General features: G+C 42.3%; 14 protein-coding genes. 12 read left to right on the top strand and 2 right to left on the bottom strand.

All coding sequences use genetic code 11. The features are described from left to right. Positions 1–213 precede the first annotated feature (213 nt). The 11 genes from QMG11_RS05665 (at position 214) to QMG11_RS05615 (ending at position 10,362) form a co-directional block, all read left to right on the top strand. Positions 214–921, top strand: a complete 708-nt coding sequence (locus tag QMG11_RS05665; RefSeq protein WP_281834196.1) for an amino acid ABC transporter permease — start codon at positions 214–216, stop codon at positions 919–921. Further along, positions 914–1,642: an amino acid ABC transporter ATP-binding protein gene (locus QMG11_RS05660; RefSeq protein WP_281834195.1), complete on the top strand. Its 729-nt coding sequence runs from the start codon at positions 914–916 to the stop codon at positions 1,640–1,642. The genes QMG11_RS05665 and QMG11_RS05660 overlap by 8 nt, the downstream gene beginning before the upstream one ends. 48 nt (positions 1,643–1,690) lie before the next feature. Beyond that, on the top strand, positions 1,691–3,037 hold the full coding sequence (locus tag QMG11_RS05655) for a YjiH family protein (RefSeq protein ID WP_281834194.1): 1,347 nt from the start codon (positions 1,691–1,693) through the stop codon (positions 3,035–3,037). A 186-nt stretch (positions 3,038–3,223) separates the two neighbouring features. Continuing rightward, the gene (locus QMG11_RS05650) at positions 3,224–4,390 is read left to right on the top strand and encodes a M20 family metallopeptidase (protein ID WP_281834193.1); all 1,167 of its coding nucleotides are present in this window, start codon (positions 3,224–3,226) and stop codon (positions 4,388–4,390) included. Positions 4,391–4,429: 39 nt separating this feature from the next. Further along, positions 4,430–5,176, top strand: coding sequence for a basic amino acid ABC transporter substrate-binding protein (locus tag QMG11_RS05645; RefSeq protein WP_281834191.1), 747 nt, complete (start codon positions 4,430–4,432; stop codon positions 5,174–5,176). Between the two features lie 3 nt (positions 5,177–5,179). Further along, positions 5,180–6,289, top strand: coding sequence for an NAD/NADP octopine/nopaline dehydrogenase family protein (locus QMG11_RS05640; RefSeq protein WP_281834189.1), 1,110 nt, complete (start codon positions 5,180–5,182; stop codon positions 6,287–6,289). Between the two features lie 27 nt (positions 6,290–6,316). After that, complete coding sequence (argH, locus tag QMG11_RS05635) at positions 6,317–7,699, top strand: argininosuccinate lyase (protein WP_281834188.1); 1,383 nt, start codon at positions 6,317–6,319, stop codon at positions 7,697–7,699. Positions 7,700–7,702: 3 nt separating this feature from the next. Next, entirely contained in the window at positions 7,703–8,911 is a 1,209-nt protein-coding gene (locus tag QMG11_RS05630) for an argininosuccinate synthase (RefSeq protein WP_281834187.1), read from the top strand. Between the two features lie 75 nt (positions 8,912–8,986). Next, on the top strand, positions 8,987–9,097 hold the full coding sequence (locus tag QMG11_RS05625; RefSeq protein ID WP_281834186.1) for a hypothetical protein: 111 nt from the start codon (positions 8,987–8,989) through the stop codon (positions 9,095–9,097). Positions 9,098–9,099: 2 nt separating this feature from the next. Further along, entirely contained in the window at positions 9,100–9,828 is a 729-nt protein-coding gene (locus QMG11_RS05620) for a basic amino acid ABC transporter substrate-binding protein (RefSeq protein ID WP_281834185.1), read from the top strand. A 102-nt stretch (positions 9,829–9,930) separates the two neighbouring features. Further along, positions 9,931–10,362: a winged helix DNA-binding protein gene (locus tag QMG11_RS05615; RefSeq protein ID WP_281834184.1), complete on the top strand. Its 432-nt coding sequence runs from the start codon at positions 9,931–9,933 to the stop codon at positions 10,360–10,362. 139 nt (positions 10,363–10,501) lie between these two features. Here QMG11_RS05615 and QMG11_RS05610 read toward each other — a convergent pair whose 3' ends face one another. Beyond that, the gene (locus QMG11_RS05610; protein ID WP_281834183.1) at positions 10,502–11,407 is read right to left on the bottom strand and encodes a hypothetical protein; all 906 of its coding nucleotides are present in this window, start codon (positions 11,405–11,407) and stop codon (positions 10,502–10,504) included. 426 nt (positions 11,408–11,833) lie between these two features. Then, positions 11,834–12,265 carry a MarR family winged helix-turn-helix transcriptional regulator gene (locus QMG11_RS05605; RefSeq protein WP_281834182.1) on the bottom strand — a complete coding sequence of 144 codons (432 nt, stop codon included), beginning with the start codon at positions 12,263–12,265 and terminating at the stop codon, positions 11,834–11,836. A gap of 393 nt (positions 12,266–12,658) precedes the next feature. On the opposite strand from QMG11_RS05605, the gene QMG11_RS05600 reads away from it, so the two are divergent. Next, positions 12,659–13,222 carry a (2Fe-2S)-binding protein gene (locus QMG11_RS05600; RefSeq protein ID WP_281834181.1) on the top strand — a complete coding sequence of 188 codons (564 nt, stop codon included), beginning with the start codon at positions 12,659–12,661 and terminating at the stop codon, positions 13,220–13,222. Positions 13,223–13,279 lie beyond the last annotated feature (57 nt).

The raw sequence follows: 13,279 nt of genomic DNA, 5'->3' as shown, positions 1-13,279 counted from the left end.
AATTGACATTTAAATTCTTGTGCAAAGATTGGGAGAAGCAAGATCCTCCCATGAGTATAACGAAGTGTAGATTTTAAAGCCAGGGGTAGTATAAACCGCTGGCTTTTATTTTTACAAAGGGAATGTCCAGTTAGCAGATTGTAGATAGGAATACAAAGCTAACTGGACTTTTTTTATTGCAATTAAGGGGTTTTAACATAAAAGGGGGCAAAGATGTATTTACAGACACTGGCAGAGATATTTTTTAAGGATTCAAGATACATGTATATATTAAAGGGGCTGGCTTTCTCCATAGGGGTAACGCTCTTTGCGGCGGTAATAGGAGTGGTCTTTGGAACCCTCCTGGCGGTGATGAGGCTGTCACACTTCTATCCCTTCAAGGGAATAGGAAAGCTGGAAAAGATAAATCCACTGGAAAGGTTTGCACTGACCTATGTGGATGTGGTGAGAGGAACACCTGCAGTGGTGCAGCTCATGGTTCTAGCCAACATAGTATTTGTGGGAAGCCTGAGAAATACTCCCATCCTTGTGGTGGCAGGAATAGCATTCGGGCTGAACAGCGGAGCTTATGTAGCTGAGATAATAAGAGCGGGAATAGAGGGGCTGCCCAAGGGACAGATGGAGGCAGCAAGAGCTCTGGGGATGACCTATCCCACTGCAATGAAGGAGATTATAATTCCCCAGGGGATAAAGAAGATCCTTCCGGCACTGGTAAGTGAGTTTATAAGTCTTCTCAAGGAAACCTCCATAGTGGGATTTATCGGAGGGGTGGATCTTCTGAGATCGGCTAACATAATAACCAGTCAGACCTATAGAGGAGTGGAACCTCTTCTGGCTGTGGGACTTATATATCTCATGTTGACAACTATATTTACAAAGTTTATGAGAAGTGTAGAAGGGGGGCTGAAGGTCAGTGATTAAGATAGAGGGACTACATAAAAGTTTTGGAGAACTTCATGTTCTCAAGGGAATAGATAAGCAGATAGACAAGGGAGAGGTGGTAGCTGTAATAGGACCATCTGGAAGCGGGAAGTCAACCTTCCTCAGATGTATAAACAAGCTGGAGGAGCCAACTAAGGGAAGCATCCTTGTAGAGGGAAGAGACATAATGGAGAAAACAACAAATATCAATAACCTCCGTGAGAGGGTGGGGATGGTGTTTCAGCACTTTAACCTCTTCCCCCACAAGAGTGTACTGGAAAACCTAACTCTGGCACCTATGAAGGTGAAGAAGCAGGGGAAGGATGAGATAGAGAAGAAGGCCATGAGCCTACTGAAGAGAGTGGGACTTTCAGATAAGGCGGGAGCTTATCCCAACCAACTGAGCGGGGGACAGAAGCAGAGAATAGCCATAGCAAGAGCCCTTGCAATGGACCCCCACGTAATACTCTTCGATGAACCAACAAGTGCTCTGGACCCAGAGATGGTAAGGGAGGTACTGGATGTAATGAGGGACCTGGCAGACGAGGGAATGACCATGGTAATCGTAACCCACGAGATGGGATTTGCCAAGAATGTAGCCAGCAGAGTTATGTTTATGGACGAGGGAGTGGTTGTAGAGGACGGACACCCCATAGAGGTATTTGAAAGTGCCAAGAATGAAAGAACTAAGGAGTTTTTAGATAAGGTATTAAACCACTAGAGATAGTTTTAATAGAAAGATAAAAAAAGAGAGAACAGGGAGAAAAAGATGAGCACAATATCGATGAATCAAGTTGAAAATAAGAGTAAAGCAAAGTTTATAATACCTTCGTTACTGGGGATAGCGCTATTCCTGCTGCCAATACCATATAAGGGGCAGACAACAGTAATGCTGGGGCATATCAATGGAATAGTAAAGAACCACCTTACAGAGGGAGTACTTTTCTATGGAGTGATAGCTTCAGCAGCTACAATAGTTATGAGTATCCTGGGAAGTGTATTTAACCTTTCATTTATAACCGAGAACAAGGTGTTAAAGTCGGCCTTTGTAACAGGTTCGCTATCACTGCTTGTGAGAGTAGCAGGAGCTATTATGTATATGATGGTTTACTTCCAGGTGGGACCTCAGCTTCTTATCGGTGGAGACACTGGAGGGCTTGTGGTAAACGATTTTATAGGATCACTCTTTGTAACATTTACCGTTGGAAATCTTATCCTGCCATTCCTTCTGGACTTTGGTCTTCTGGAGTTTCTGGGGAACCTTCTTAAGCCGGTAATGAGAAAGCTATTCAATGTACCAGGAAGAAGTGCTGTAGATGCTATAGCTTCATTTGTAGGAGACGGAACACTGGGAATACTGGTAACAGATGAGCAGCATGCCCAGGGATACTATACAAAAAGAGAAGCTACCCTTATAGCTACATGCTTTTCGGTAGTAGGAATTGCTTTTACAGCCTTTGTTGCTGGAGAGCTTGGATTCTCATCGAGATTTCCGCTGTTCTACGGAACAATAGTATTTACAAGTTTTACAGTGGCACTTATCATGTCGAGACTGCCTATCATCACCAAGTATCCAGATGAGTATATGGAAGGGGTAGGGAAGCAGCTGAAGGAGGACGACAAAAAGGTAAGTGTAGATGAAGCATTTGATATAGCTGTGGATAAGGCACAGGGAGCAGATATAGGGGCATTCACAAAGATGCTTCCATCGATCTTCAATATCCACATGACATTTATACCTGTAATTGTATTTGTAGGAACTTGCGGGCTTATGGTAGCTGAGGCAACACCAATCTTCAGCATAATTGCATCACCGCTAGTACCAGTATTTGAGTTTTTAAATATACCAGATGCCAAGCTTGTAGCTGAAGCATCTCTAGTAGGATTTACAGATATGTACCTTCCTACTATCTTTATCAAGGGATCTGAGTATGAGATCTCAAGATTTATCGTTGGGACGCTGTCATTTACACAGCTGATCTTTATGGCGGAGACTGGATCGATCCTTCTTAAGACGAAGATGAACTTTAACTTCTTAGAGGTACTGGGATTCTTCCTTGCAAGAACGGCAATCAGTCTACCGATTATCATTATAATAGCTAAGCTATTTGTTTAATATTTAATTGAAATGGAGAGATAAGATGAGGAAAATCAGGATGAGGCACAGGAGAACTAAAAATAGAATATCGGTATAGGAAACTGTAATTTATCTTGGAGTAGGAGCCTGGATGATGACAGGCTCCTTTTTTATACAAAAAAATAGGTTAAATGAGTGAAAAAAGCAACTATTGGGAGGTTAGAGATGAAAAAAAAGGTGGAGGAGCTATATGAAAAGTATGCAGGGGATCTGCATGAACTCAGCAAATATATCTATGAAAATCCAGAGTTGGGAAGAGGGGAGGTAAAGGCAGCCAAGGCACACATGGAGCTCCTCAAGAAAAATGGCTTTGACATAGATGAGGGGATACTTGGAATAGAAACTGCCTTTATTGCATCCTATACCTCCAAGAAGGAGGGACCCAAGGTGGCCTTCCTGGCTGAGTACGATGCTCTTCCTGAGATAGGCCACGGATGCGGTCACAATATCCTGGGAGCAGCCAGTACAGGGGCGGGACTTCTATTAAAGGAATTTGTAGATGATATAGGGGGAGAGGTATTGGTTTACGGTACCCCAGCAGAGGAAACAGACGGAGCCAAGGTGGATATGGCAAAGGCGGGCTTATTTGATGGCTTAGATATAGCCATGGCGGTACACCCTATCGGGGAGAAGCATATGAAGAGCGGAACCTCCCAGGCCATGGAGGCAATAAGGTTTGAGTACCACGGAAAAACTGCCCATGCTGCGGGGATGCCCCATGAGGGGATAAATGCCCTGGACGGAGTGATAACACTTTTTAATTCCATAAATGCAATGAGACAGCAGGTTAAGGACGGGGAGAGAATACACGGGATAGTGTCCAAGGGAGGGGAAGCAGCCAACATAATTCCCGACTATGCAGCAGCGGATTTCTATGTGAGAAGCGACACACGGAAGAACCTTGGAGAGCTGGTTGAGAGGGTGAAGAACTGCGCAAAAGGAGCGGCTCTTGCCACAGGTACCCAGGTGGAGATATCCAACTATGAGTACACCTTTGAAGACCTGGTAACCAATAAAAAACTGTCGGAGCTCTATGTAAATAACCTAAAGAGGTTAGGAGTAGAGGAGATAGGTGAGGGAAAGGAGACAGGGTCTACAGATATGGGAGATGTGAGCTATTGTTGTCCAGTGATACACCCCTACTTTCCCATAAGTAAGGAGGCTCTAACGGGACACAGTGTGGAGTTTGCAGCAGCTACTCAGACAGAGGAAGCCAAGAGGGGGATGAAGGAAGCAGTGATGGCCATGGTCCTTACTGGTATAGAGGTAATAGTGGATGAGAAGATCCTGGGGGAGATTAAGGCTGAGTTCTCTCAGATAGAGGGTAAGTAAATTATTTAATATAAATTTTTAAAAGCAGGAGGAAGAGATATGAAAAAGATGATATTAGCAGTGATGGCAGCTGTGGGACTATTATTTACAGGGTGCGGAGGAAGCAAGGAGGAGTCCAAGGTAATATATGTAGGCACCAATGCAGAGTACAAGCCCTATGAGTACTTAGAAAATGGAAAGATAGTTGGATTTGATATCGACCTTATGGAGGAGCTGGCAGCGTCTATGGGATATGAGATAGAGTGGAACAATATGAGTTTCGATGGTTTACTTCCGGCACTACAGTCTGGAAAGGTGGATATGGTAATAGCGGGGATGAGCCCTACTGAGGAGAGAGCTAAGGCCGTTGATTTCACAGAGATATACTACAGCAGTGGTCAGGCGGTACTTGTAAATAAAGAGGTAAACGGCAATGTTTCATCTGAGGAGGACCTTGCAGGTATGGTAGTGGGAGCACAGCTGGGAACAATACAGGAGAAGATAGCTATGGACCTGGGAGCAGCAGAGGTGAAGTCTTATAACAGCTTTACCGGTGCCATCCTTGATCTAAATGAGGATAAGATAGACGCGGTAATCGTTGGAGATGCAGTGGCAAAGCCATACCTGGACAATAATCCTAAACTGGTTAAGGCAATGATTGTGGACGGAAGTTCCGACGGATCAGCCATAGCTCTGAAGAAGGGAAGCAGCGATATGGTGGCGAAGCTAAACAGCCAGATAGCAGGACTCAAGGCAAGCGGAAAGTATGAGGAGCTTGTAGAAAAGCACTTTAGCGGACAGGAGTAGTCTATGAAGAAAGTTACCATAATAGGAGGAGGAAACGGGGGACTCACAGCAGCATACCACTTTACCAAGGTAGGGAATGAGGTGTGCCTCTATGATTCCATGGAGTACTCTGAAAATATATTCGGGGTAATCAACAGGGGAAACAGCATAGAAGCCCTGGGAGAGGTAGAGGGAATGGAGTGTGACATTGCAGGAGTAGAGCGTGTAGACAGGATAACTACCTCCATAGAGGAGGCTATGAGCTACTCCAAGATATTGGTGCTCATAGTTCCCTCCTATGCCCAGGAGATCATCTTTGAGAAGATCCATCCATACCTGGAGGACCATATAGTTGTAACCATGCCAGGAAACTTTGCTTCCCTTGTATATAATAGGCTTCTTGCAGAGAAGGGAGTGGAGAGGAAGGCGGTCTTTGTGGATGCTATCTCCATTCCCTGGGCATGCCGTATCGAGTGTGAGGGGGGAGTGGCTATCTACGGAACCAAGACCCACCTTCCTGTGGGGGTGTTCCCGGCAGTGAGGGGAGAAAAGGTAGTAGCAGAACTAGGAAAGATCTTTCCCCTGCCCCTGAAGCTTTTGAATAATGTGGTAGCTGCAGGGATGGAGAATATAAACTTTGGAGGACATCCTCTTCTATCGGTACTGAATATGGGGGTAATGGAAAACTTCAACGGAGAGTTTAACTACTACAGGGATACCTGCTCCATTGCTACATCAAGGGCAGTGGATGTTATGGAGGGGGAGAGGATAGCCATAGGAGATGCAATGGGAGTGAGACTGACTCCCGAGCTGGAAGCTATGAACTGTCTCTATAACACAGATTATATGAGTGTGTATGAGCTCAACAGGAGCTCATCAGCCCACAGTAGGATAGGGGCTCCCTCAAACTCCCACCACAGATATATCACTGAGGATGTTCCCTATCTGGTGGTTCCCTGCTACTCCTTTGCACAAAAGTTGGGAGTGAAGGCACCTATGATGTACTCATGCATCACAATAGCGGGAGCATACAATGGGAAAAACTACTTTGAAGAGGGAAGAACCCTTGAGAGGATGGGGTTAGAGGAGATGAGCATGAAGGAGATTGCGGCCTACCTTCAATACGGGAAGTAGGAGAAAAATTTAGAGGGGGGAATAGGTTTGAAGTTATGGGGAGGAAGATTTACCGAGAACTCCAGCAAGATACTGGAGGAGTTCAACGGATCGATAAACTTTGATAAGCGTATGTATAGAGAGGATATAGAGGGAAGCATAGCCCACAGCAGAATGCTGGCTGTACAAGGAATAATTGCCGGGGAGGAGCAGAAACTTATAGAGGAAGCCCTGGGAGAGGTAAAGAGCGAGATAGAAGAGGGAGCCTTTACCTTTAATATTGGGGATGAGGACATCCACATGGCAATAGAGAAGAGGCTCATAGAGAAGGTAGGGCCTGTGGGGGGGAAGCTTCACACAGCCAGAAGCAGAAATGACCAGGTGGCTCTGGATATAAGGATGCATCTCAAGAGGGAGGGGAACCTTATAATGGATCTCCTAAGGGATGTTATGGAGGGGATCCACAGTAAAAGCGAGGAAAATAAGGATGTAATAATGCCCGGCTACACCCACCTTCAGAGAGCTCAGCCTGTATCGGCAGCCCACCACTTTATGGCTTACTTTCAGATGTTTAAGAGAGACTATGAAAGAATGGAACAGGTGATGGAAAGGCTGGATGAGATGCCCCTGGGAGCGGGAGCCCTAGCTGGAACCACCTACAACATCGACAGAGGGTTTGTGGCCAAGGAGCTGGGATTTAAGAAGGTAACTGAAAATTCCATAGATACTGTAAGTGACAGGGATTTCATCATAGAGATGAACTTTGTAATATCCATGATCTCCATGCACCTGTCGAGATTTTGTGAGGAGATAGTTGTGTGGTGCACCACGGAGTTTTCCTTTGTTGAGATGGCGGATACTTACTCCACAGGGTCCTCCATCATGCCTCAGAAGAAGAATCCCGATGTGGCAGAGCTCATAAGAGGGAAGACTGGAAGGATCTACGGGAACCTTGTGGGGATAATGACGGTAATGAAGGGATTGCCTCTTGCCTATAACAAGGATACCCAGGAGGATAAGGAGGGGGTCTTTGATTCCATAGATACCATAAAGATATCTCTTCTTATCTTCAAGGAGATGTTTGAAACCATGAAGATCAATAGGAATAAGATGTATGAAAACCTCGAGGGAGGATTTATAAATGCCACCGACGTGGCTGATTACCTTGCTAAGAGGGGAGTTCCCTTCAGGGAAGCCCACAGGGTAGTGGGAGAGATAGTGGTTCACTGTGAGATAAATAAGAAGAAGATATCGGAGCTTAAGCTGGAGAAGTTCAAGGAGTTTCACTCTGAATTTGGTGAGGATATCCATAAAAAGATAGGTCTGGAAAACTGTGTATGGGAGAGAAACTCCTACGGGGGAACTGGAAGGGAAGCTCTTGCTGTACAGATGGCTAACGGAAAAAAATACTTAAATATAATAGGGGGATAGAAAATGGGTGAAAAAAATACAGTTAAAGAGAAGGTAGTGCTAGCATATTCAGGGGGGCTGGATACATCGATAATTGTACCGTGGCTCAAGGAAAACTATGATCTAGAAGTAATAGCAGCCTGTATAAATGTGGGGCAGGATGACGACATGGAGGAGGTAAAGAAGAAAGCCATATCTTCCGGGGCAAGCAAGATATATGTGGAGGAGGTAACTGAGGAGTTTCTCTCAGACTATGTGTTTAAGGCGCTGAAGGCGGGGGCCATGTATGAGGGAAGATACCTCCTAGGAACTGCCTATGCAAGACCTCTTATGGCCAAGAAGTTAGTGGAGATAGCCCACAAGGAGGGAGCTAAGTATATCTGTCACGGGTGTACAGGTAAGGGGAACGATCAGGTGAGATTTGAGGTGGGAGTGGCCTCCTTTGATCCTACCATAAAGATAATAGCTCCGTGGAGAGAGTGGGATATAGTGTCCAGAGAGGATGCCATAGACTATGCTGAGTCCAAGGGGATAGAGCTTAGCGTAACCAAGGAGAAGATCTACTCCAGAGATCAGAATATCTGGCATATCAGCCATGAGGGTGGAGAGATAGAGGGCCTTGGAAATGAGCATAAGGAGGAGGAGTTCTATATGATGACAACTGCTCCCAAGGATGCTCCAGATGCAGAGGAGTATGTAGAGGTGGAATTCTGCAAGGGTAATCCAGTGGGAGTAAATGGAGAGAAGCTGGGGCCTGTGGAGCTGGTATCCAAGCTCAATGAGATAGGGGGAAGAAATGGTATAGGAATAATAGATATAGTTGAAAACAGACTGGTGGGGATGAAGTCCAGAGGGATATATGAAACACCAGGGGGAACTATACTCTACAAGGCACTGGAGGACCTGGAAAGTATCTGCATGGATAAGGAGTCGTGGGCCTTTAAGAAGGGGATGGCACTGAAGTATGCAGAGTTAACATACAACGGTCTCTGGTTCAGTCCATTAAAGGAAGCTATGGACTGCCTTGTGGAAAAACTTCAGGAGGGTGTAAGTGGTACGGTGAAGCTGAAGCTCTATAAGGGAAATGTCAAGGTGGCTGGAAAGTGGAGTAAAAATGCTCTCTACGATGAAGGGATCTCCTCCTTCGGTGAGAGTGACCTATACAACCACAGTGATGCAGAGGGATTCATAAAGTTATTCTCCCTGCCAAGTAAGATCAGCGCTATGAAGTAGGGAAGAGGGAGTATTAACATCTAGGAGTTTGGCACGAGGATACGTTTAACTGAAGAGAGGCATGGTATAGAGGAGATGGAGGTAACCAACGAGGTATTTGAAGGAGACAGGTCAAGGGTATTTGATCAGTCTGAAAACAGGCTGCATACAATTAAAGTGATTATGATAGAGACTATGGGAGGATGAATATGAAGAAGATATTGGTAATATTGATGGTTATGTTACTGGCAGGATGCGGAGCAAAGGAGGAGCAGAAAACATATGTGGTAGGAATGAGTGCTGACTTTGCTCCCTTTGAATACAGAGAAAATGGTGAGATAGTTGGGTTTGATGTGGATCTTGCCAAGGAGATAGAGAAACAGACGGGGATCAAACTGGAGCTTCAGGATATAGCCTTTGCAGGTCTTCTTCCGGCTCTTCAGACGGGAAAGATAGATGCAATCCTATCTGGAATGTCGGTGACTGAGGAGAGAAAGAAGGCGGTGAACTTCTCTAAGCCATACTTCAATGTAAGTCAGGTAATCGTAGTAAAGGAGGACGAGGAGAGTATTCAGGGAGGGGAAGACCTTCCTGGAAAGAGTGTGGGAGTGGCTCTGGGAACAACCAGTGATACATTAGCTGAGAGTATAGAGGGGATCAACTTAACTAAATACAATAAAACCTATGAGGCGATCCTTGCACTGAACACTTCAAAGATCGATGCGATAATCCTGGATTACCAGCAGGCAAGAAACTTTGTAGGGCAAAATCCCGGGCTGAAGATACTGCCTAAGGAGCTTGCTAAGGAGGAGTATGCTATGGCAATAGGAAAGAATAACTCGGAACTTTTGGAGACCATAGACGGAGCTCTGGAGAATATAGTAGGAAGTGATTTTTATGAGGGACTTCTGGAAAAGTATATAGTGGAAAAGAAATAAACTTAAGAAAGAAGTCAGGAGGAAAAGCTAATTTCAGCTAGAATGATACATTAGATGTAGCAATAAATTGTTGAAATTTTGGCCTAAAGGGTGTGGTCCTCCATGAAAGATAATATGTCAAAAATAGTTTTCGAGATGATATGTCTCTCCAATGAGATAAGGCACTATGTGAGAAGGTTGTCTAAAAAGTTGGGGGTTACTGTAAATGAATTTCTGGTATTAAATGTAATGGGGCTTTCCAATTGTCAGAGTGAAGATGAGATAAGGGATAAGCTCTATATAGGACACAATATATTCTTGAAGGCTATGGATAAACTCATAGAAAAGGAGTATGTTATCTACAGGGGAGGTACTACCTTTAAGCTGTCTGAGAAGGGACAGGGAGTTCTCAAGGAGATGACAAGGGAAACAACGGATTTCTTTGAGTACATCCTCACAGAGGAGGACAAGAAGAATGAGGAACTTCTCAGGGAACTGAGTCAGAAGATCTCCGATATAAATGTTTTGGGAAAGGGAGATCACCTTTTAAATTAAACAAAACCGGCAGCTTTGACTGCCGGTTTTTTATGTAGATAACAATTATCTGAATTTTAGGGACCTTACTATATAGAGGGCGGTATTGTTTTAAATGTGATTTTGAAAATTTTGAAAGTTCTTCAAGAGTTAGACTATATTAATTTATATTTTTCCAATGAGTATTGTTGAAATTTTCTAATTCATTTATTGTGTTTTTGGGGTTCTTTACAGCCTCTTTTAAAGCATCCTCTATATCTTCAATTTCTTTGTGGTTAACCCCTGAATGATAGCATATGTCAAAGATGTAATCATCGATCCTGTCTCTAAAAGTTTTTCTGATATGATTTTTAAGTTCCTGTACCTGCTCCTGGGCTGTTCCCTCCTTATCAATCTTAGGATCCCCAATATCATAATATATCATCAATACTCTATTTTGTCCTTTTATCAGTCTCTGAACTTTAGTTTGAACAAACTCTTTTCTTGTGTTATGCTCATATACTTTGTTGGCGTAATCGATGAGACCCTGGGTATTTTCAAATTTTATATCTAAAACTTTTATTACCTGATATACATCCTTTATCTCCTTTATTATATCTTCTAAAAAGTTATAAGCTGGTTCCCAGATGATTGCAGTGTATATGTGTCTTGTTTTATTCATTATATCTTCTAAAACTTTTAGTTCTTCTACAGGAAGGGTATCTATAGGTACTCCACTATTATATCTACCATCTAGGTCCACGCTGATTTCAATATCTGCTTCATTATTTTTTATAGCTTCTATTAATCTTTCATGATTTTTAATAATTCTATATTTTTTATCCACTGTGATTATATTACTTTTGGATTTTTTATCCAGAGAAAAGTCTCTTATCACATCCTGCAGGTAGGTTACCTGTAATTTTTCATTGTAGTTTCGCAAGATGAAGCTTTCTAAGTCTATTTTTAATCTAAATGCTTCATAGGATAAAAAGTCATTATATAATTTATTGTACTCAAAGTAGTGTTCTCTTTTTTTCTTTATAAATGCTAACCTCTTTTTTAAACTGTTCTTCAGCTTTTTCATCTCTCACCCCATAAAAAGTATTCTTTATAAGCTCTATTTTTAAATTCATCTCCCTAGATAAGGTAAGATTCTTTTGGAAGTTATTTTGATGAACTACTGTACCTGATACTTCCCTCCATTAATAATTATACTTCTTGAAAAAGGATAATCAAAATGATGCATAAAAAAGAGCTAAGGGTTGCTCCTTAGCTCTTATTATCTTAAAACTATTATTTTATTGGTGAACTTAATGTTGGGAGTAGGGTGGGATTAAGGTGATCTATCGATGCAATTTTCTATCTTATGGTGATATTTTGTTCCCTTGATTACCTTCTGGATTAACAGCCTGTTTTTTTTGGAAAGTTGTAATAGGGATCTTTTCCATTTGTTTTTTCTAGTTCCTTTATCTATGGATTAGATGTAGTAATTTTCTGTTGTTTCTAGTATTTAATTTAATCCGAGCTTCTGAAGGAGCATGATTAAATTTCTCTTGTCCTTTGCTTCCAGGGGTTCCATTATTCTATCGAGGTCACCCAGACGCTCTGGAAGGACCTTTTCAATCTTTTTTCGTCCCTTCTCTGTAAGGGATACATAGGTTATTCTTCTGTCCTTTTCTCCCTTTTTCTTCTCCACAAGGGATAGTTTCACCAGGTTATCTATCACAAGGCTTATATTTCCTATTGTGGAGAGACTTCTTTCTATTATCTCACCTACCTTCAGGTCTCCCATGTAGTATAGTATCTCCAATACATCAAACTGACTTACTGTAAGGTTGTTCTTTTTTAATGTTTCCTGACTTTTTTTTAGGACTGTCTGCTGGCACCTATTCAGTGCTATATACAGTCTAAGGTTTAATTTATTATCATCTATATATTCCATATAAAAACTATACCTGTAATTATATGCAACTGCAAGGAATTTTTAAAAAATCATTGAGCTAACTTATAAGAGGAAAGGCCTTTGGAATTTTAGGTTTAAGGATGAAAGGTAGCAGAGGAGGGAGGTTGAGAGGGACAATCTGTTTTATAAGTGGAGTAGTAAAAAACAAAATGTTGACAATATATCTAATTAGATATATTATTTGGGTGTGAAGATTTTGATAGGAGTTTAAAGGTAATTAGAAGATACTCTTTACCTGTTAATATTCTAGAAGTAGGATGTTAAAATTTTTTTAGATAAATATATCTAGTTAGATGTATTTTAGAAGGAAGCTTTAGGTTCCTCTTTGGCGATTATTATTTAATGTTTATTTATAAAAGGAGTAGTAAAATTATGAATTTAGATTTAATTAGAGAAGGTATTGAAACTAAGGTATATCACGTCTCTTCCGACACAAAGGTTCCTCTCCATGAGCATGCAGCTCAGGATGAGGTATTTTACTGTATAAAGGGTTCAGGGTTTGGAGTATTAGAAGATAGAGAAGTGGAGCTGAAGGTAGGAGATACATTTGTTGCCCCAGCAGGAACACTGCATTCTATGAGAAGTGCTGGAGACATATATGTGACAGCTACTCTTATACCTGTAAATAGAATTATATGTCAGTGTAAACAGGTAAGCTATGGGGATATCAGGAAAGCAATGGTTGGTGGTGCCCGTACTATAGAGGAGATAAAGGAGATCACAGGAGCAGGAACAGGCTGCGGTGGCTGTACTGGAGAGATAGAGAAGATATTGTCGGTTGCCTGTGGAGGTAAAGGGGTTTCTATGGAAGATTTACTTAATGCAGTAAAGGGTGGAGCAGATACAACTGAGAAGGTTGAAGAGGTTACAGGAGCCGGTGCAGGCTGTGGAAGGTGTAAAGCCCTGCTACAAAATGTTATTGATATAAAAAGATAAGTAATCATTGTAGTTATATAGAGGTTCAGGGTATCAGAGTTCCTGGGTCTAGGATAT

It is taken from the genome of Propionigenium maris DSM 9537 (assembly GCF_027925155.1).
GTDB lineage: Bacteria > Fusobacteriota > Fusobacteriia > Fusobacteriales > Fusobacteriaceae > Propionigenium > Propionigenium maris.
This window is presented reverse-complemented; position numbering and strand designations above follow the sequence as displayed.